The sequence below is a fragment of the Hyphomonas sp. NPDC076881 genome (assembly GCF_050269995.1).
GTDB lineage: Bacteria > Pseudomonadota > Alphaproteobacteria > Caulobacterales > Hyphomonadaceae > Hyphomonas.
In genome coordinates, this window is sequence record NZ_JBNNJJ010000008.1 from 84,536 (window position 1) to 103,878 (window position 19,343).

A 19,343-nucleotide genomic window follows, 5' to 3' on the forward strand; every position below is an offset into this window, starting at 1 on the left:
GTGGGGTGTGTTATCATTTGTGGGGGGCCTCGTTGACCACAACCGCCCCCAGCGCGCGGGGGTGGTGGGTCCGCCCCCCCCTGGCGCGAGACGGAGGGGGAAAAGAGACAGGTAACTACCCATGCCGGTCCTCCGCATGTTCAGCATATCTGAGCCGGTCGTCGATCAGAGTCAGCACACCGTCCAGTTCATCATACACATCTGCATTCTGAACACGCAGCATATCCCATCCCTTGGCCCGCAGATACGCGCTGCGCTGTTCGTCATACCGGATTTCGGCGTTTTCCGAATGCGTGGCCCCGTCCACTTCGATGGCAAGATGCGCTTTCACACAGGCAAAATCCAGAATGAACTGACCCACCGGATGTTGGCGCCGGAACTGCCAGCCATTGCGCTGGCGCCCTCTGAGTTTCGACCAGAGAATTGTTTCCGCCTCAGTCATCGACCGGCGCATCTGCCTGGCAAAGGTACGCACACGCGGGTCGGCCTTCACATCCCACCCCCTGCCGGCGCTTTGACCGGATTGAGTGTAAGCGAAGCGGTGGCTCTCGCGGCTTCCTTGCCGCGGGAGTCGAAAAGGTCGGCCTCGGCGAACACCATCGCCCTGCCGACATTGCGAAGCCGCGCCGCCACCTCGATGGGGCCAACGCGGACAGGGCGGAGGAAATGCGTGTGCAGGTCCACCGTGGAAGGGTATTTTGAGGTGCCGGCCTTGATGGTCGTCAGCATGCCGATGGCATCATCCATCATGGCAACGAGATAGCCGCCCTGGATATAGCCGGCGGGATTTGTGAATTCCGGGCTGCCATTGAACCGGACACGGGTCGTCATCGCCTTCGCGTCCAGTTCAATGAGCTCAAAGCCGAGGGACACCGAGCTGCGCGCGGGGGTGGGGAAGACTTCGCGGAGGAGGTCACGATCAGGCATCAGTCAACAAGATCTACCTTCCTGTGCTTCATCTCCGCCGACACTTCTCGCAAAATCCTCAGAAACTCACCATTTCTAAAACTTGACAGAGATCGGCAGTTCAAAAACCGCAAATTGACTTCGCCAGGCCATCCTGGCCCGCCCCACTCAACTGCATCCCAGTATGCATCCAAGTTTCGACCGAACAAATGACCAAGTTCGGGTTTAGTTGCAGTAAGATAGCGATCCCAAAATTCGGTCTCGCTTTGCACACCGCAACAATCAACCTCGATAACCGGCCAGTTGCTCCAATCCCTCAAAGCGTCCTCGCGATCAGCATTTTCATCACTTCGTTGGCGCCGCCATAGATGCGCTGGACGCGGGCGTCGGCATACATCTGGGCGATGGGATATTCATCCATATAGCCGAAGCCGCCATGCAGCTGGAGGCATTCGTCGATAATCTTGCACTGCAGATCGGAGATCCAGTATTTCGACATCGAGGCCGTGGACGCATCCAGTTCCTCCTTCAGGAGAAGCTCCGTACAGTGATCAGCGAACACTTTTGCGACAGTCGCCTCGGTCTTGCATTCGGCGAGCTTGAACTGAGTGTTCTGGAAATCGAAGATCGTCTGGCCAAACGCCTTGCGGCCTTTGACATAGTTCACCGTCTCATGGATCGCGCGCTCGATCATGCCGACGCCCTGAAGGCCGATGATGTGGCGCTCCTGCGGCAGTTTCTGCATCAGCTGGATGAAGCCCTTGCCCTCTTCCCCGCCCAGCAGGTGAGCCGCCGGCACGCGCACGTCGTCGAAGAACAGCTCAGACGTATCGGCCGCATGCTGGCCCACCTTGTCGAGGTTACGGCCACGGCGGAAACCGCCTGCGCCTTCAACCGCTTCTGTCTCGACACAGATGATCGAGATGCCCTTGGCGCCCTTGGTCGGGTCCGTCTTCACGCAGAGGAGGATCAGGTCAGCGGTCTGGCCATTGGAGATGAAGGTCTTCGAGCCATTAATGACGTAGTGATCGCCGTCCAGCTTCGCCGTCGTCTTCATGCCTTGAAGGTCAGAGCCTGCACCCGGCTCGGTCATCGCGATGGCGGTGACGAGATCGCCGGAACAGATTTTCGGCAGCCAGCGCTGCTTCTGCTCCTCAGTGCCATAGGCGGTGATGTAGGGGGCGATGATGGCGTTGTGCAGCGTGATGCCAAAGCCGTCGATGCCCTTCCATTGCTGCTGCTCGATGATGATGGCCTCATGGCGGAAGTCCCCGCCCGCGCCGCCATATTCTTCCGGAACCGACGCGCCGAGCAGGCCCATCTCGCCGGCCTTCTTCCAGATCTCGCGCGGCACGATACCGGCCTTGCGCCAAGCCTGGACATGCGGGGCGCATTCCTTCTCGAAGAACTGACCCACGGCGTCGGCGAAAATGTCGAGCTCTTCATCCTGGCGCCAGGCAGCCTTGGGGACGTTCAGAGGGCTCTCATGCATCGGTATCTCCACATCTTGTCGTAGCGTAAAGTTGCCGCTTACGTTCACGTCAGCATGTAAGCGTGGCGGCCCGGATTCTCCAGCCGTGCCGCCACGTCAGGGATACCGCGTCAGAATTGCGCGGCGTCGAGCGCCATCATGGCGGCCGCGCCGGTTTTCACCTTGATGAGGTGGGCGCCCGCGTCCGGCAGCATCCGCTCGACAAAGTAACGGCCGGTGGCGAGCTTCGACGCATAGAACGGGTCGCCGCCCTCCTGCTTTTCCAGCGCGATCTTGGCCATGCGGGCCCACATATAGGCAAGCGCGGTCAGGCCCATCAGGTGCAGATAGTCATGGCTGGAGGCGCCGGCGTTGTTGAAGTCGCTCATGCCATTCTGCATCAGCCACATCGTGCCATCCTGAAGCTGGGCACGGACGGTTTTCAGGCCCTCGATGAAGGGCTCAAGGCCTTCCATCTTTTCATTGGCGGAGATGAACTCATCGATCTCGCCGAAGAAGGAGAAGACCGCGCGGCCCCCATTGGCGCCGAGTTTACGGCCAACGAGATCCAGCGCCTGCACGCCATTGGTGCCCTCATAGATCAGGGTGATGCGGCAATCGCGGACGATCTGCTCAAGGCCCCATTCGCGCGTAAAGCCCGAACCGCCATGCACCTGCAGGCCCAGATTGGCGCTTTCATAGCCCTTATGCGTCAGATAGGCTTTCACCACCGGCGTCAGCAGGGCCATATAGTCCCCTGCCTTCTCGCGCACTTTCTCGTCGGGCGATTTGTGCTGCAGGTCGCCCTGGAAGGCCATCCAGTAGGTGAAGGCGCGGCCACCCTCGATGAAGGCTTTCTGCTCCAGCAGCATGCGGCGCACATCGGGGTGAACGATAATCGGGTCTGCCGGCTTTTCCGGGGCCTGCGCGCCGGTCAGCGAGCGGCCCTGAACGCGGTCCTTGGCGAAATCGAGCGCGTTCTGATAGGCGATCTCCGCCTGGGAAAGCCCCTGCAGGCCCACGCCGAGGCGCGCCTCGTTCATCATCACGAACATGGTGCGCATACCCTTGTGCTCTTCCCCGACGAGCCAGCCGGTGGCCCCGTCATGGTTCATCACGCAGGTGGCGTTGCCATGGATGCCCATCTTCTCTTCCAGGCCGCCGCAATAAACGGGGTTGCGCTCGCCGAGGCTGCCATCCTCATTGACCAGGAATTTCGGCACGAGGAACAGCGAGATGCCCTTGATGCCTTCCGGGCCGCCTTCGATGCGGGCAAGGACAAGGTGAATGACATTGTCCGTGAGGTCCTGCTCGCCGCCGGAAATCCAGATTTTCTGGCCGGTGATCTTGTAGGTACCGTCAGGTTGCGGGACGGCCTTGGTCTTGATGAGGCCAAGATCTGTGCCGCAATGGGGCTCGGTCAGGTTCATCGTGCCGGCCCATTCGGCAGATGCCATCTTGGGGCCGTACTTGGCTTTCAGTTCCTCTGAACCGCCTGCCATCAGGGCCCGAAAGGCACCATGTGTAAGGCCGGGATACATTCCAAAGGCCATGTTCGAGGAAGAGACCATCTCGGTCCAGGCGATGTTGACGACATGGGGAAGCCCCTGCCCGCCCATCTCCGGCTCAGTCGCCAGCAGCGGCCAGCCATTCTCGACCAGTTGCTTGTAGGCATCGGGAAACCCGTCCGGCGTCTTCACGCTGGCATCGGCGGCGCGCTTGCAGCCCTGCTTGTCGCCCACCGCGTTCAGCGGGAACAGCACATTCTTGGCGAACTTGGCGCCCTCATCGAGGATCTGGTCGATCGTCTCGGGCGCGGCATCGGCAAAGCCCGGAAGGTTTGAATGGTTCTGCAATTGCAGCACTTCGTGCAGCACGAACTGCATGTCGCGGACGGGGGCATCATAACGGGGCATCTTCAGACGACTCCTTGGAATGAGTAAGTTTGGTGCCTTCAATGCCAAAGCGCGCTGGAAAAGTCATTCCAACGCGCTTCATTATCTTCAAAAATGTCAGTAACGGCCAATCAGACTTCGTCGAGCTGCTTGCGGGCCACCTGTTCATAGGCGGCTGCCTGGCGCTTGGTCTCTTCCGACGGGCCGGGATTTTCGACGATGCCCTGCAGCCAGTCGATGCCCTTGTAGAGCTCGGTCAGGGCGGTATCGATGTCCTGGCGCTGGACTTCCAGTTCGCGGGCCTGCTTGCGGAATTTCTCCAGCATCATGCGCGTCTGGGCACGTTTGCCGTCGTTCAGCGCATAGAGGTCGAGAATTTCACGAATGTCGGCCAGCGGCAGGCCAAGACGCTTCAGGCGGACGATAATGGTGAGGCGCGCGCGGTCGCGGTTGGAATAAAGACGCATCATGCCGTCGCGGGCCGGATGCAGCATATCCTTGTCTTCATAGAAGCGCAGGGCGCGGGGCGTGACGCCAAACTCGCGGGCGAGTTCGGAGATCGTGTAGGTACGTGATTCTGCAGCAGAAATGGATGAGGTGGGCTTGTGCATGGCTGTCTCCCTTGATGTGCAATTTTTATTGTTCTTATTATTAGTCAGCGCAGACTATCCAGCTTTCCGCGTACGTCAACGTCAATTTTCCGCTTACGCGAACGGAAACTGTTGGCACACCCCCTGACAGCTTCCCCCATCCAGGCTAGTCCCCGGAATTAACAGAATTAACGCGCCCTTAAGGGAATAAGCCGCATTTCTCCCGAAGTATGAACAAATCGGCCGCTCGCCTTAACCCGGCGCAGCGGTGCGGGTGCGCAAGGAGTGGGCGCGATGAGCCAGACGGGGCCCTGGAGCGTAAAAGGGATAGATCAGCGAGCCCGGGAAGCCGCGCGCGAAGCCGCAATGGCTGAGGGAATCACGCTGGGCGAATATCTCAACCGTCTGCTGATGTCGGCTGAGGAGCCCCATTATGAGGAGATGCGCTCTCCTTATGAAGGCCCCTCTTACGGCAATCCGTCCTATCGCAATCCGCCCCGCCCGCCGCGCAGCGATTATCGCGGCGAGCCGCGCCCCCAGCAGGACGCCGCCACCGCGCTTGAGCGCCTTTCCCGCCGCATTGAGGCCACCGAGGCCCGCTCCACCCTCGCCATCACGGGCATCGACCATACCGTTCTGGGCCTCGTCGCCCGCATCCAGAATGCCGAGCAGACCAGCGCCGCCGTGGCCGGCCATGTCGAAGGCCTGATCGATGAGATGCGCGCCACGCATGAGGCGCTGCAGGCCAAAGTCCGCCGGATGGAACACGACGAGGCCGGCAAACAGAACATTGAGGCCCTCAAAGCGCTGGAAGCCGCCCTCGGGAAGCTCGCCAATCATGTTTATGAAGAAGCCGAGCTGACCCAGAACGAAACCCTCGCCATCAAGGGCCGCGTCGAGTCCGGTTTTGCCGATGTCGCCGAGCGCGTCGAGATGATCGACACCCGCGTTCAGCGCACGCTGTCGGAAACCGCTGCCCGCATCGACCGCGCCGTCGAACAGGCTGAGCAGCGCGCCGAAGGCGTCACCCGCCACCTCTCCGAACGGATGGGGCGGCTGGAAACGGAAGTGCACGAACAGACATCAAAACTGGAAAGCCGGTTTGATGATCTGGAACTGCAAACCGCCGCCCGCGCCACCGATACTCAGAAGGCAGAGGAACGCCTGAGCGCAGTTGAAGATGATGTCTCCGGCGCGCTGTCCTCCATGGAGGCGACCCTTCTGCGCGTGCAGGAACGCCTGAACCGCGCCGAGACCACCACCGACGCAGCGCTGAAGGGCCTTGAATCCACCTTCGCCTCGCTCGACGAACGCATCGATGCCGTCGCCAAGACTGTTGACCCGGAGCTGGCCGATCGTCTGCGCAAGGAGTTTGACGCGCGCTTTGAGGATATCACCCAGCTTGTCCGCTCCACCGTCGATAATGCGCGGATGGAACTGGCCGGGGAGATCACCCGCGCTGCCGAACAGGACGCGGAAACCGAAACGCAGCTGCGCACGGAAATCGGTGAACTGAAGGCGCGCCTGGCGGAAGTGGAAGCGCGGGACCCGGAAGAGCTGACCTCCGGCGTGCGCGAAGAAATCGAACGCCTCGGCACAACCGTCACGGAACGGATCGATGCGCTGGCAGAGCATGTCGAGACACGCCTGGAAGAAAGCGAGATCCGCGGCGCCGAAGCCATCGAACAGGTCGGCGAGCAGGTTACCGTTGCGGCGGTCCGCCTTCAGAAGCGTCAGGACGAAGCCCTCACCGCGCTTGCCCAGGAAATCGAAGCCAGCCGCAAATCGGCCGATGCGCGCCTCTCCGACGCGCTGGCGAGCGTGTCCGAGCGCCTGGAAGAGATTCACAATCAGTCCTCCGGCTCCCTCTCCCCGATGCAGCGCGCCATCGCCACGCTCGCCTCGCGCCTTGAGAGCCTGGAAGCCTTCACCGTGCCGCCCGGCGCCGAGCTGCCGCCCCCTGCCCTGACCCCCGAAGCGCCCACAAGCTTCACCGAAGAAACCGGCGCAGACCCTTATGCAGAGACGGAAACCTCTGCCGAAGAAAGCGATGAGGACGCGCATGGCGAGTTTGAAGCCGGCCTTCCCGAAATCGCCTTTGAAGACCTGATGCCGGATGCTCCGCAGGCCGAGGAAGCAGACTTCAGCTCCGGCTTTGAAGACTGGGACACGGCCTCCGAGACAGACGCAGACACACAGCCGGCAGAAGAAAGCCCCTTCGGGTCAGACTTCGAAGCCATTCGCGCCGCCGTCGAGCGCCTCAGCCATGTCAGCGCGCAGTCTGCCGCGTCTGCACAAGAAAAGACCGAACACAGCGCGCCCGAGCTTTCCGCCCCCGCAGTCAGCGAAGATGTGTTTGAAGATGCGTTCGAGCACGACTTTGAAGATGACCTGGACGACAGCCAGTTCATGGCCGGCATTCCCGATACGGCGGCGCCGGATATCCTGGCGGAAGATTATGATCCGCTGGCAGAGCTTTCCGGGCTGGAAGAAGCCCGCAGCGAGGCGCGCGAGTCGGATATCTTCGATGACGATATCGAAGGGGGCCCCTTTATCGCCGAAACGCTGCCGAAGGCAGATCGCGATGATGCCTCCGGCCTGATCGATACGCTGGACAATGCCGCCACCGACCGGGACGCGGAGACAAACGACTATATCGCCCGCGCGCGCCGCGCCGCGCTGGCGGCGGCCGACACGCAGGGAAAGCCCCGCCGCGTGGCGATCTCCCCGGCCAAGCAGACAAAGCCCGCCAGCAATCGCGCGCCGCTGCTGATTGCCGCCTCTGCTGCCGTGCTGACGGGCGCGGCCGCCGGCGGCTATCTCTACCTGCGCGGCAAGCAGCCGCATGATCCCTCCCTCTCTGGCCCGGTCGATACCTATGTCGATCCGGTCTTCGCCTCTGCGCCGCCGATTGAGGCCGATCTCCAGCAGCTGGCGGGTCTCGACGCGGCAGCAGGCTCTCTCCCGCTGCCGGACGCCCCTGCCGAAGAAGACGAACTCTTCGACAGCGCCGCAGGCGCCATTGAGGAAGACATCTTCGGCCTGCCTGCCACCGTGCCTGCCGAGGCCGCCCCCGCAGCGGCCGCTGCGCCCGCAGACGTGCCGACCATCGCCTCCCTCAGCCCCCAGCCCGCCGCCAGCTATCCGGCCATCCCGTCGGTGGTGACGGTCGAGTCCGAAGCCAATGCCGGCAATGCGATTGCCCAGTACCAGCTGGCGCAAAGCTATCTGACGCAGAATGATCTGGAGGCGGCCATTCCCCTGCTGCGCCGCGCCGCCCTCAAGGGCGCAGCGCCTGCGGAGTATGACCTCGGCAAACTCTATGAGCAGGGGCTGGGCGTTGATCAGGACATGATCGAGGCGCGCAACCTGATCGCCAGGGCCGCTGCAGCAGGCCATGTCGGCGCGATGTATGATCTCGCCCTCTTCATGGCCGAAGGCGAAGGGGGTGAACTGGATGAAGCCGGCGCGGTGGAATGGTTCAGCAAGGCCGCCGATCACGGCTTCCTCGATGCCCAATATAATCTCGGTGTGATGTATGCCGAAGGCATCGGCGCCGGGCAGGACCTTGCCGAAGCACTCTACTGGTTCGAACTGGCCTCCCGCAAAGGCGACAGCGCCGCAGCGCTGGAAGTGCGCAACCTGACCGGCCGCCTGCCGCCGGAAACCGTGCGTGACGTGATGGAAGCCGCCGATGTGTGGAGCGAGCTGCCAAGCATCGCGCTTGCCAATGGCCGCTTCGGCGCCCAGCGCTGGAACACGGGCAACCCGCTGCAGGTTCAGGCTGTGCAGACAGCGCTCTCCCGGCTGGGCTATCTCTCCAGCCAGCCCGACGGCGTGATCGGTCCGCAAACGGCAAATGCCATCCGCGAGTATCAGCGCGGCGAAGGTCTCGCCGTAACCGGCACGGTGACGCCTGAACTGATCGAGCGCCTCAACACCGGCGCGTCGCGCGGCCGGGGCTGAGGCGCCCTTTCCTAGTCTGCCAATGGCCCGGTAAGGTCGATCCGGCCGGTCTCGGTGAGCTTGCCGTCCTCAACGCGGCCTTCGACCAGTTCGGAATTGATCAGCGCCAGCACGCGCCCGCCGGTAAAGATCGGGCGGGCATTTCCATACCAGTCGATACAGGACACTTCGCAGGTGTACCCGGTCTCCGAAGGCAGCCGCGGATCGCGGCGCGTTGCGTCCAGCATACCGGCTTCCGACAGGCCGCCATCGGCCGCCGCCGCGATATAGCTCATGTCGGAACTCGCCGACCACCACCACCAGCGATCCGCCTCCTCTGACCGCGGAACAGTCGGCAGCCCAATCAGTCCCGCCCCATCAGCGCCAATCCGGCTGTTGAAGGCGTGGCTGCGGCTCTCGCTCTCATAGCGCCCCTTCAGCGTGATCGTTCCGGAGACGCGCGGCTCCGCTCTGAGGTCGATCAGCGACAGGCTGAGGCCCTTGCTGTCATGGTATCCGGTCAGCGCCATGTATGGCCCCGCCCGCTCGGCGCGGATCACGTCATGGGTCAGCTCCACGGTCACCGGCTTTTCCGGCGCATCGACCGGCACAATGATCGCGCGGCCCGCGTCCCGTGTCTCGCCGTCCCCCGGCGGCCAGCTACCCCAACCTTCGCGCGCGCCATACACCAGATGCTTCTCGGTGAAGCGGGCTTCATAGTCAGACGCGCCCGGCGTCGGCAGGTCGAAGTAACGCCCGCCAGCGGTATCGTGGAACACTTCATCCAGCTCACTCAGTGGCACGTCAAAGAAGGAGAGGTCTGCTTCATCCTTGCTGTCCCAGCTATCACAATCGCGGTGGCGCCAGTCGAGCACGGCGCGGAAGGTGCCCGCATCCATATCCATCGAGAACTGGTTCTGCGGCGCGCCGCGCACACCGAGCACCGCCGGCTTCGCCCCATCAGTGGGCAGACGCACGAGCGCTGAAGGCGCGATATCGGCAAGCTGCGGGCGCGGGCCTTCCGAACATTCCGGATAGGACGCACGCTCGCCGAGATCGCGTTCCCGCTCTTCATCGGCAGGGCTCATCCAGAGCCAGAAGGCATCCTTGGTCACCAGGAACTCATGCGTCTCGGTTCCGACAATCGCAGTCGCTTTGCAGGCAGGCACGTTGCCATCGGTGACCCCGGCAATATCGCACACCGTCACTGTATGGATCACCGGCTTCAGCGTCTGCTGAACCGGCATCCAGATGTCGGTGGCGCTGAACAGCGGGCGGCCATCTTCAAGTTCCGTACGCTCACGGAACCCGTCACCCTCCTCCTGGCGCCATTCGCGGATCACCGGAATATCAAGCTCGTCCCACCAGCCACGCCCCACCAGATAGATCGGCGTATGAATGACCAGCTTTCCGTCGATCATCCGCGTGGCATAGTTGGAGCCGGAATAATAATCATTGGAAGAAATGTAGAAGGTCGCCTGCCGCGTCACCTTCCCATCCTCGCCAAGGTTCAGCACCGTGTATTCGGTGGCTTCCTCGCGATAGGAATATCCCGTCACCAGAATGGTGCGCCCGGCGACGAGCACTTCATCATACCAGGTGTCTTCATTGCTGGAGCGGTAGACATTCGCGCGGTCTGCCAGCTTCAGCCCCGGCTGCCCGCCCGGCATCAGGTCGGTCACGAAGAGGCGGCCATCCTGAAGGATCACCAGATGCTGGCCGATCTGTTTGATGATGCCGCCTTCATCCACGCCCGCTTTCTGGTTGTTGGTGATCTCGGGATTGTCTGCCGACCCCGGAGCGGCGCTGCCGGTGACGGTGACTTCCTGAGAGGGCGCAGCCTCAGCTGCCGGCGCCGGCGCGCCAACCGCCATCGCCATATCAGATGTCGGCGGCGGCGCGGAGACCATGGGATAAGGCCGGCCGATGCCGCGCGCTTCAGCGGCCTCGCGCGTTGCCCGGATCCAGTCCTTGAATTCCTCTTCGCTGCGGAACTTCGAAAGCGATGTCGCGCGCAGCCCGTCCAGCGCCGGATCTTCAAACGCGGCGAGCGTTTCGTCCTGCTCGGGCAGCTTGAAATCCGCATAGCGGTTCTGGTTGGCCGCAGGCGGCTCGGGCGGATCCACGAAGGTCTGCCGGGGTGAGAAATAAGCGCAGCCGCTGACGGCAAGTGCGGCCAGCGGTAATCCGAGATAGCGTTTCATGATGTGCGTCCCCTCAAACATGAACGCATACTACCGCATGCGAGTGCGGCGGAGTAGTGGCAGACCCGTGGCGAGGCTGGCGCGGCGTCCGGTGTTCCCTTCTCCGAAAAACCAATCTAGTCCTCTGGCCCATGACGAACTCGAACGACATGCCCCTCGCCGCCAAACCCATCAGCCGCGCTGCCCATCGCCGCGGGGATGACGCTTGGCTTGAAGCCGCCATCCAGCAGGACACCGCCCTGATCCTTCTTCTGCGCGCGGGCGAACCTTTTGTTGCCAGTGATGGCGGGCTCTACTGGTTCGGCCCCGAAGCGCTGCGCGTCTCGCCCGGCAGCCCGCGCCTCTTCCTCGGCGAAGACAAATCCGGCGCGCCGGTCTTCGCGCTCGACCTTCCGGCAAAGTTCGATGTGGCCAGTTCCCTGATCGCGGGCGCAGGAGAGTTCCTCGATTTCCGCCAGGCGTCTGCGCGCATGCCGGACATGGATGCCAACTGCGCCTCCACCGCGCGCAGTCTTTTCCTGTGGCACCAGAGCCACAGGTACTGCGCAAAATGCGGCGGGCAGAATGGCATCGTCGAAGCGGGCTGGAAGGCGCAGTGCGCTGCGTGCGGCGCCGAACATTTTCCGCGTACCGATCCTGTCGCCATCATGCTTGCCGTAAGAGGCGGCCGCGCGCTGATCGGCCGCCAGAAGTTCTGGCCGGCCGGCTTCATGTCCTGCCTCGCCGGCTTCTGCGAACCGGGCGAAACGATAGAGCAGGCCGCCTCGCGCGAGATACTGGAAGAAGCTGGAATCCACTGTGATCCCGCCAGAGCAGAGTATGTGGCGTGCCAGCCCTGGCCCTTTCCTTCCTCGCTGATGATGGGCTTTATTCTGCCTGCTGACTCAGAGGAAATCGTCATCGACTCAAAGGAACTTGAGAGCGCGCGATGGGTCACGCGCGAAGAGATGCGAGACATCCTCAACGGCACGCATGGCGAACTCTTCTGCCCGCCGCCGACCGCCATTGCCCATCACATCATGAAGGTATGGGCCCTCCGGAACGATTGATCGTGTACGGACTGCTACACGGATTCTCCTCATTTGTGAAAATCAGGAGTTGATTTCTCCCGAATCACGATATTATTGGCTGGCCAGATGATAGGAGATCAGACATGGCAGTTGCAAAGAAACCCGCCGCTAAAGCTGCCACCAAAGCAGCCCCGGCAAAAAAACCGGCAGCCAAAGCTCCGGCCGCTAAAGCAGCTCCGGCTAAAAAGCCTGCTGCCAAAGCTGCCCCGGCGAAAAAGCCGGCCGTGAAAGCCAAAGCAGCTCCTGCTGCTAAAGCTGCTCCGGCAAAAAAACCGGCCGCTAAAAAACCGGCCGCAAAAAAGAAGTAAGTCTACGGACAATCTTCACATGAAACGGGCGAGCTGGTCTCGCCCGTTTTTTTTGTATTTAAATCAAAGTACTGCGAGGCTGCTCGCCCCACGCCGCCGATCATTGATTTGCCGCGAATGTTTTACATACCGCGCGCATCTCTTTCGCCGCAGCCTTTTCTCCAGCCCCTGAGAGACAGCGGCTTCCGCCAACCTGCGGGTGCCCGCACAGCCGGTCCCTGCGTGCCCGGATCACCTCTGCTGGTTAAGATCCGGCCAGGTCTTGTCCGCCTTCGCGATGAAGCCGGGGATGTCGCCTTCCCACCTCTCCTGAACCGCGCCGTTATAGTTCAGGTAGAGCTTGCCATCGACGATCTTCCAGAAGCGCGCATCCCCCTTGGCATGATAGCCCTGGCTGACAGCCCAGGCGCAATAACCTCCATATTGAGGGGCGTACTTTTCCGGATCCTCAAGAAAGGCATCGCGATTGGCCGCGCTGACAAAGCGGAAGGTCGCGCCGTTATATTCGGCGGTGAATTCCTTTGATCCCTTGCCGGGTTTTCCGTCCTTGAAGTAGGCAACCGGATCATACCCCTGCACGGCAACATCGGAGAAGAGGTCGGTATAGACTGGCGGCTCTGCGGCTGCAGGCGCAGGCAGGATCAGCATGGGCGAAGCCGCCATCAGCAGGGCAACAACAAGCGCGCGGGGTTTCATCCGTGAGGAACCTTTTCTTCTGAGGCCAGTGAAGCTGGAACCAGCGCGCGGGCAAGCGCGCGTCCGGCATCAAACAATGTCCGGCGCCCTGCGATGAGCATCCCCAGCGAGGAGAGCCACACCACAACCGCCATCACAAACAGGCCACCGCCATCATCGTTGGGATCAACGCCCAGCGGCGTGAAGAGATGAAAGCTCACCGCGCCGGTCATGATGGCCGCCGCAATCAGCGCGCCAATGACACGCAGCCGCTTCAGGCGCGGCGCAAGGCTGGCAAGCAACAGCGCTGACGCCACAAGTTCTGCGCTGCCGATGACATACTGGCTGAAGAGACCCGTCTGTGCGAAGAGGCCCGCCGCGCCCAGGCTCGCCGCCCAGGCATCGAGCTTGCCAAAGATGGTCTGCGTTTCCGGCGCGTTGGTAAACTTGAAACGCAGGCTGTCCAGAAACACGCCCGCCGCGATCAGGCTGTAGGCGGGTCCGCCGAGATTTTTTAGATGAATGGCCACGGGGCCCTCCCATATGTGTGGGGTCTTTTGCGCCCGCTTGGGTTTTTTGCGCAAAGCAAGTAGTCGTGAACACTCTACACAGCCGCGTGATGGCGGCCCGTCAGTTTCCGGAGGACCGGTTTGGACAGAATTGAAGCCATGCAACTGTTCGTGCGGGTTGCCGATGCCGGCAGCTTTTCGCGCGCGGCTGCCGATCTCGAACTGGGCCAGCCGACCGTCTCGCGGCGGATCCAGGATCTGGAAGCCAGCCTTGGCACAACCCTCTTCCAGCGGACGACCCGGGCCCTCAGCCTGACCGAGGCGGGCGAGCGCTTCTACCGCCGCGCGGTCGATATCCTCACCGAGTTTGATGAAGCCGAGGCCGAAGCGCGCGGGCTCGAGCATTCGCCGGTCGGGCTCCTCCGGGTGTCCTGCTCGCACTCCTTTGCCCGGCGCGTCGTTGCGCCGGCCGTGCCGGTCTTCCTCGCCGCCTATTCCAGCATCCGGTTCGACCTTGTGTCCGACGATTCGCTCACGGACCTTGTTGCCGAAGGGGTCGACATTGCCTTCCGCCTGGGAGAGCTGCGCGACTCGCGCCTGATGGCCAAGAAGCTCGGCGAGGCGCCGCAGGTACTCTGGGCATCACCGGACTACATTGCCCGCCACGGCGCGCCGCAGACGGTGGAAGAGGTTGTCAACCATAATGCCGTCGTCTTCCGCCACACGCGCCAGACGGTCTGGGATCTGCGGCGCGGCGAGGAACATTTCGAAGCGCGGGTGGATGGCCCCTTCCGCGCCTCTTCCGGCGAAACGCTGCTGGAAGCCGCCGCTGGCGGGCTTGGCATTCTGCTGGCGCCTGCCTGGCTCGCGTCTGAATGTTTCGGGGATCAGCGTCTGGTCCGTGTGCTGCCGGAATGGCAAGGCCCTTCCCTGCCAATCCATGCAGTGTGGACCTCAGGTAAGCTGCGCGGCAAGGCGCGGCTGTTCGTGGAACATATCGAACCGGCCATCGCGCATGCCTGCTCGATGGCCAGGCTGGAGGCAGCTACAGCCGCGCGTTGACCGCCTTCGGGAAGACGCCGAGGATCTTCAGCGACTGGGAGAAGAAGCCAAGTTCTTCCAGCGCCAGTTGCACCGGCCGCTCGTCCGGGTGGCCTTCAATCTCCGCATAGAATTGCGAAGCCTCGAATGAGCCGCCGACGAGATAGCTTTCCAGCTTCGTCATGTTGACGCCATTGGTGGCAAACCCGCCGAGCCCTTTATAGAGCGCGGCCGGAATGTTGCGCACTTCGAAGATGAAGGCGGTCTTGGCCGGGCCATCGCCCGCATCGATTTCGGCAGGCTCGCGGGACATGATGACGAAGCGCGTCGTGTTATGGGCCGCGTCCTCGATATTCTCGGCCAGGATTTCCAGGCCGTAGACTTCCGCAGCCAGGCGCGGGGCAATCGCCGCGATGCTAGGGTCGCCGAGTTCGGAAACCTCCCTTGCTGCCCCGGCAGTGTCGGCTGCCGTCACCGGGTCAATGCCATGCTTGCGCAGGAAGTTGCGGCACTGGCCCAGCCCCATGATATGGGAGCGGGCCTTCCGGACATCGGCCAGCTTCGTCCCCCGCAGGGCCATCAGCTGAAACCGGATCGGCAGGTAATATTCCCCGGTGATGTGCAGCTGGGTTGTGGGCAGCAGATAGTGAATATCGCCCACCCGGCCGGCAATCGTGTTTTCCACGGGGATCATGGCCAGCTCCGCATCGCCCCGTTCCACGGCGATGAAGCAGTCCTCGAAGGTCCGGCAGGCCATCGGCTCGAAGCCGGGGAACGCCTCGCTGCAAGCGATATGCGAGTTCGCGCCGGGTTCGCCCTGATAGGCAATTTTGCTGGTCATGCCGGAATTCCCTGTTTGAATGACCCCCGGCATGCGTCTGATCGCCGCGACGGCGGGGGGAAGCGCCCCGAAGAGGCACCCGTTATATTGTGCGCTCCCGGTTAGCGTGCCAAAAGGCGCGCGCCAAGACAGAATAACGCTACAGATTCGAAGGAATGCCTCATGGGAGAGCTCGGTCTAAACAAGATCTTCGGAGCGCTGCTCGCAAGTGCGCTCGGCATCATGTTCCTCATGCAGCTCCCGAACGTGGTGTTCGCCAGCGGCGCTGGCCATCACGGCGATGAGCATGGCGAGGCAGCCTCGCTTTCGGAGCAGATGTGCCAGAAGTTCCATTATTGCGTGGAAGTGGCCGAAGCCGCCGGTGCTGGCGCAGCCGCTGCAGAAGAGGTGTTCGACCTTGGCGCGGCCCTGGCCAGCGCAGACCTGACGCGCGGCGAGCGCCTGTTCGCCAGCCAGTGCTCCACCTGCCACACCATCAATCAGGGCGGCGCAAACGGCACTGGCCCCAATCTTTACAGCACAGTCGGCGCCCATAAGGCCCACATGCCCGGCTTTGGCTATTCCGGCGCCATGGCGAACGCTGAAGGCAGCTGGACCTATGAGAACCTTGATCAGTGGATCAAGAATCCGGGCGCCTATCTGCGGGGTACCTCGATGTCCTTTGCCGGTATCCGCCGGGACAATGACCGGGCTGCCGTGATTGCCTATCTGGCCGCCAATACCGAGAACGCACCCGCCTTCCCGGAGCCGCTGCCGGCCGCTGATGAGGCCATCGATGCTGTTCCGAGCGATGGCGAACTGATCGACGGGGAAGCTGTTCCTGTTGAAGGCGCTGTGGTTCCGGCCGAAGGCGAAGAGGGCGCTGCCCCTGCCGAAGCGCCGGTGGAACCGGCCCCGGTGGAAGAAGCCCCGGCCGAGTAATCTGGCCCGCCAGAATATCCGATCAAACGTCAAACCCCGGCCAAGGCCGGGGTTTTTCTTTTGGGAACAAGGGGGTAATCCTCAGGCGGCGCGCCAGGCAGGGCGTTTGCCGCGTTCGGCCGCCAGATCGATCCGGCGCACACCGGTGACCGGGCCTACGATTTTGCCAATTCTCTCAATGGCCTCGGCCAGGGGTTCTTCGGCAACGGCCATGTGATGGGCGTTGGCGTGCAGCAGCGTGTCAGGCGCGGTCAGAATACCGGCATGTCCCTCCCAAAACACGACATCGCCGCGACAGAGCCGGACATCTGATGGACAAATCCGGACAGTCCCGGACACTTCGGTGCCAGCCCAGGCCCCCTGCATGTCAGAATCGCGCGGCAAGAGGACACCGCACGCCTCAAACGCCTGTTGGAGGAGGCCCGAGCAATCAAGCCCCAGGCTTTCCCGCCCGCCCCAGAGATAGGGCGCGCCGAGGAAGCGAAGGGCGACGGCGGCGGGGTCATCCTCAAAGCTGCCTGGCCCGGCAAGATGCCGCTCATGGACCCAGCCTGCCCTGGCGCACTCCACCCAGGGGCCTTCGCGCCGGCCCGTGGCGGCGACCCGGGCGCCGAGGCTGAGCATGAAATGGGGGGCGGATTTGAGATCGGCCTGCGAAAAGGCATAGGTGCGCAGGGCAGAGACCTTGTGGGTGACCGGGCGGATAGGCGCCGAGAGGGCCTCCATCAGCGCCCAGCCGACATACCGGTCCCGCTGACACTGGACGAGGCCGAACGCGCCTTCTTTCCGGAACACCTCCACAGCCTCCCCATGCAGGGCGAAGGTGGAGACGAGGCCATCGGAGGCGGGCGTTTCGCGGAGGGCGACGGCGCCGGCGGTGACCTGAAAGGGCGCCCCTTCCCCTTGCGGGCGGGCGAGGCGCTTGTCAGTGAAAACCGGCATGGCGGGCGGCCTCCCAAGGGGCAGCCCGGCGTCAGGCCACCGCAGAATTGCGGCGGGAGGGCTTGCCCGAGCCTGTTTCTTCGCCGGAAGCGGCCGCCAGCACAAGCCGGGCGAAGGCGCGCAGATAGCCCATGCCGTCCGGCGTACGCTCCACGAAGATCGAGCGCAGGTCTGTATCGTCAGGCAGGCGGCGGATGAAATTGAGACGCTCCAGCGCATCGAGCGCGCGGGTGACCGCCGGCTTGGCAATGCCGAGATGTTCGGCAAGGCCGCGGACGGTGTGCGGGCCGGGGGTGAGGGCGATGGTCATCAGGACCGCCTGCTGGCGCGCGGTGAGATCGGGCGCATCCGACCGGACGGAGGCCGTGACCGCTTTGCGCCAGAGTTCCAGACCATCCCGCTCCGACAATTGCATCCCGGCCATGCCTCCACGCTACGATTATTCCGCTATGAGACAGAATCTCAGGTGATTTGCCGGTAGCGTCCAGTGCCTCTTGCGGTGTTCCCCCTTCACATTCGGCACAAAACACCAGACATTAGAGCCATGGCCCAGTCACACACTCATGATCATGCTTCCGCCAACACGCCCTGCGCCCCGCAGGATGTGGACGCCTTCCTGGCCGAGGCCGAAGCGCTGGTGGCCCGCAAGGGCCAACGGATGACGCGCATCCGCCGCAAGGTGCTGCGCCTTCTGCTGGAGAATGACGGGCCGGCAAAGGCCTATGACCTCCTGGCCAATCTGGATGGGGAAGGCGCGGCCAAGCCGCCGACGATCTACCGGGCGCTGGACTTCCTTCAGGAGACGGGCCTCGTCCACAAGATCGAAAGCCTCAACGCCTATGTGGCGTGCGGCCATACGAGCCATAATCATTCTGCGGTGTTCCTGATCTGCGAGATCTGCCAGAACGCCGAGGAACTTCACGCCGTGGCCACCAGCCAGGCGCTTAGAAAAGAAACCGAAGCCGCCGGCTTCCAGATGACCCGCGCCGTGATCGAAGTGCGCGGGCGGTGCAGGAGATGTCACGCATGATCCCACTCTGGCAGGGTAGCTGTAACCAGTGGGATTGCGATGAGATGGGGCACATGAATGTGCGCATCTATGTCGAAAAACAGCTGGAGGGCCTTGTGGCCCTGGCCCATGAGCTGGGCCTGCCGGAGGCCTTCCGGCCGAATGCGCCTTCCACGATCATTCCTGTGGACCAGCATATCCGCTTTGTGCGCGAGGTGCTTCCGGGCAAGCCGATTTCGATGCGGGGCTGCATTCTGGAAATCGGGGAAAGCGACGCGGTGGTGTATCAGGAGCTGCGCCACTCAGACGGCGCGCTGGCCGCCTCATTTCGCACACGGATCAACCATATCGACACGGCCGAAGGCGACGCCTTTCCCTGGACGCGCAAGACCCGCGCCCGGATGGAAGCCCTGAAGGGCGAGACGCCGGAAGAGGCCCTGCCCCGCAGCTTTGACCCTGATGCGCCGGGAATGCCGGTTTCGGAAATCACGCTGGACTATGCCAAATCGGTTGGCGCGCCCCGCATCGGCATGGGCGCCGTGCCGCCCGGCCATTGCGGCGTACACGGATGGATGGAGCCTTCCTGGTTTATCGGGCGCCTGTCTGACATGGTGCCCAACCTGCTTTATGACTGGCGGATGCGCGTGGGCACGACCAGCGGCGGCAAGCGCATGGGCGCGGCCGTTCTGGAATACCGCCTGCGCTATCACCGCTATCCGCGCGCGGGCGACCTGTTCGTGGCGCATTCTTCCTTTGGCGGCGTTGTGGGCAAGACCCATTCCCTTGTTCACTGGGTGATGGACCCGGCCACCGGCAGCCCCTGGGCGACGAGCCAGGTGGTGGCCATCACGCTGGACCTGGACGCGCGCAAGGCCGTGGCCGCCCCGCCCGAGATGCTGGGCGAGTTGGAGAAGATCGCGCCGAAGGGCCTGACGATCTGACCGCCGCAACGGCAGGGATTTACAAGCCCTGCTGCGCCCACCGAAGATGGGCCCCATCACAAACCGGGAGAGACA

General features: G+C 62.9%; 19 protein-coding genes. 7 read left to right on the plus strand and 12 right to left on the minus strand.

Annotated features, from left to right (window positions below):
* Positions 1–115: 115 nt before the first annotated feature.
* The 6 genes from ACQKI2_RS10300 to ACQKI2_RS10325 all read right to left on the minus strand — a co-directional run bounded on the left by ACQKI2_RS10300 (position 116) and on the right by ACQKI2_RS10325 (position 4,883).
* Positions 116–493: an endonuclease domain-containing protein gene (locus ACQKI2_RS10300; protein WP_427379614.1), complete on the minus strand. Its 378-nt coding sequence runs from the start codon at positions 491–493 to the stop codon at positions 116–118.
* Positions 490–927 carry a PaaI family thioesterase gene (locus ACQKI2_RS10305; protein ID WP_427379615.1) on the minus strand — a complete coding sequence of 146 codons (438 nt, stop codon included), beginning with the start codon at positions 925–927 and terminating at the stop codon, positions 490–492. Before ACQKI2_RS10305 ends, ACQKI2_RS10300 begins: the two co-directional genes overlap by 4 nt.
* Positions 927–1,226 carry a barstar family protein gene (locus ACQKI2_RS10310; protein WP_427379616.1) on the minus strand — a complete coding sequence of 100 codons (300 nt, stop codon included), beginning with the start codon at positions 1,224–1,226 and terminating at the stop codon, positions 927–929. The genes ACQKI2_RS10305 and ACQKI2_RS10310 overlap by 1 nt, the downstream gene beginning before the upstream one ends.
* The gene (locus tag ACQKI2_RS10315; protein WP_427379617.1) at positions 1,223–2,398 is read right to left on the minus strand and encodes an acyl-CoA dehydrogenase family protein; all 1,176 of its coding nucleotides are present in this window, start codon (positions 2,396–2,398) and stop codon (positions 1,223–1,225) included. The genes ACQKI2_RS10310 and ACQKI2_RS10315 overlap by 4 nt, the downstream gene beginning before the upstream one ends.
* A gap of 110 nt (positions 2,399–2,508) precedes the next feature.
* Positions 2,509–4,293 carry an acyl-CoA dehydrogenase C-terminal domain-containing protein gene (locus ACQKI2_RS10320; protein ID WP_427379618.1) on the minus strand — a complete coding sequence of 595 codons (1,785 nt, stop codon included), beginning with the start codon at positions 4,291–4,293 and terminating at the stop codon, positions 2,509–2,511.
* Between the two features lie 110 nt (positions 4,294–4,403).
* The gene (locus ACQKI2_RS10325; protein WP_035593225.1) at positions 4,404–4,883 is read right to left on the minus strand and encodes a MerR family transcriptional regulator; all 480 of its coding nucleotides are present in this window, start codon (positions 4,881–4,883) and stop codon (positions 4,404–4,406) included.
* 345 nt (positions 4,884–5,228) lie between these two features.
* On the opposite strand from ACQKI2_RS10325, the gene ACQKI2_RS10330 reads away from it, so the two are divergent.
* Positions 5,229–8,828: a peptidoglycan-binding protein gene (locus ACQKI2_RS10330; RefSeq protein ID WP_427379619.1), complete on the plus strand. Its 3,600-nt coding sequence runs from the start codon at positions 5,229–5,231 to the stop codon at positions 8,826–8,828.
* An 11-nt stretch (positions 8,829–8,839) separates the two neighbouring features.
* Here the strand turns inward: ACQKI2_RS10330 and ACQKI2_RS10335 are convergent, their stop codons facing one another.
* Positions 8,840–11,011: a beta-propeller domain-containing protein gene (locus ACQKI2_RS10335; RefSeq protein WP_427379620.1), complete on the minus strand. Its 2,172-nt coding sequence runs from the start codon at positions 11,009–11,011 to the stop codon at positions 8,840–8,842.
* Between the two features lie 131 nt (positions 11,012–11,142).
* On the opposite strand from ACQKI2_RS10335, the gene nudC reads away from it, so the two are divergent.
* Together nudC and ACQKI2_RS10345 are read left to right on the plus strand one after the other, a co-directional pair.
* Complete coding sequence (gene nudC, locus ACQKI2_RS10340; RefSeq protein ID WP_427379621.1) at positions 11,143–12,060, plus strand: NAD(+) diphosphatase; 918 nt, start codon at positions 11,143–11,145, stop codon at positions 12,058–12,060.
* Between the two features lie 104 nt (positions 12,061–12,164).
* Positions 12,165–12,389 carry a hypothetical protein gene (locus tag ACQKI2_RS10345; protein ID WP_114104887.1) on the plus strand — a complete coding sequence of 75 codons (225 nt, stop codon included), beginning with the start codon at positions 12,165–12,167 and terminating at the stop codon, positions 12,387–12,389.
* Positions 12,390–12,620: 231 nt separating this feature from the next.
* Here ACQKI2_RS10345 and ACQKI2_RS10350 read toward each other — a convergent pair whose 3' ends face one another.
* On the minus strand, positions 12,621–13,085 hold the full coding sequence (locus tag ACQKI2_RS10350) for a YHS domain-containing (seleno)protein (RefSeq protein ID WP_427379622.1): 465 nt from the start codon (positions 13,083–13,085) through the stop codon (positions 12,621–12,623).
* Positions 13,082–13,594, minus strand: a complete 513-nt coding sequence (locus ACQKI2_RS10355) for a hypothetical protein (protein WP_427379623.1) — start codon at positions 13,592–13,594, stop codon at positions 13,082–13,084. The genes ACQKI2_RS10350 and ACQKI2_RS10355 overlap by 4 nt, the downstream gene beginning before the upstream one ends.
* Positions 13,595–13,714: 120 nt before the next feature.
* Between ACQKI2_RS10355 and ACQKI2_RS10360 the strand changes: the two genes are divergently transcribed.
* The gene (locus tag ACQKI2_RS10360) at positions 13,715–14,635 is read left to right on the plus strand and encodes a LysR family transcriptional regulator (protein ID WP_427379624.1); all 921 of its coding nucleotides are present in this window, start codon (positions 13,715–13,717) and stop codon (positions 14,633–14,635) included.
* On the opposite strand, the gene ACQKI2_RS10365 is transcribed toward ACQKI2_RS10360, so the two are convergent.
* Complete coding sequence (locus tag ACQKI2_RS10365) at positions 14,619–15,455, minus strand: prephenate dehydratase (protein ID WP_427379625.1); 837 nt, start codon at positions 15,453–15,455, stop codon at positions 14,619–14,621. The two genes, ACQKI2_RS10360 and ACQKI2_RS10365, sit on opposite strands and share 17 nt — an antisense overlap.
* 162 nt (positions 15,456–15,617) lie before the next feature.
* Between ACQKI2_RS10365 and ACQKI2_RS10370 the strand changes: the two genes are divergently transcribed.
* Positions 15,618–16,376 (plus strand): c-type cytochrome, encoded by a 759-nt coding sequence (locus tag ACQKI2_RS10370; protein ID WP_427379626.1) that lies wholly within the window; start codon positions 15,618–15,620, stop codon positions 16,374–16,376.
* A gap of 81 nt (positions 16,377–16,457) precedes the next feature.
* On the opposite strand, the gene ACQKI2_RS10375 is transcribed toward ACQKI2_RS10370, so the two are convergent.
* Complete coding sequence (locus tag ACQKI2_RS10375; protein WP_427379627.1) at positions 16,458–17,318, minus strand: C40 family peptidase; 861 nt, start codon at positions 17,316–17,318, stop codon at positions 16,458–16,460.
* A gap of 31 nt (positions 17,319–17,349) precedes the next feature.
* Complete coding sequence (locus ACQKI2_RS10380) at positions 17,350–17,742, minus strand: MarR family transcriptional regulator (protein ID WP_427379628.1); 393 nt, start codon at positions 17,740–17,742, stop codon at positions 17,350–17,352.
* A gap of 120 nt (positions 17,743–17,862) precedes the next feature.
* Between ACQKI2_RS10380 and ACQKI2_RS10385 the strand changes: the two genes are divergently transcribed.
* Both ACQKI2_RS10385 and ACQKI2_RS10390 read left to right on the plus strand, forming a co-directional pair.
* Entirely contained in the window at positions 17,863–18,348 is a 486-nt protein-coding gene (locus tag ACQKI2_RS10385) for a transcriptional repressor (protein ID WP_427379629.1), read from the plus strand.
* The gene (locus ACQKI2_RS10390; RefSeq protein WP_427379630.1) at positions 18,345–19,268 is read left to right on the plus strand and encodes a thioesterase family protein; all 924 of its coding nucleotides are present in this window, start codon (positions 18,345–18,347) and stop codon (positions 19,266–19,268) included. Before ACQKI2_RS10385 ends, ACQKI2_RS10390 begins: the two co-directional genes overlap by 4 nt.
* Positions 19,269–19,343: the final 75 nt, after the last annotated feature.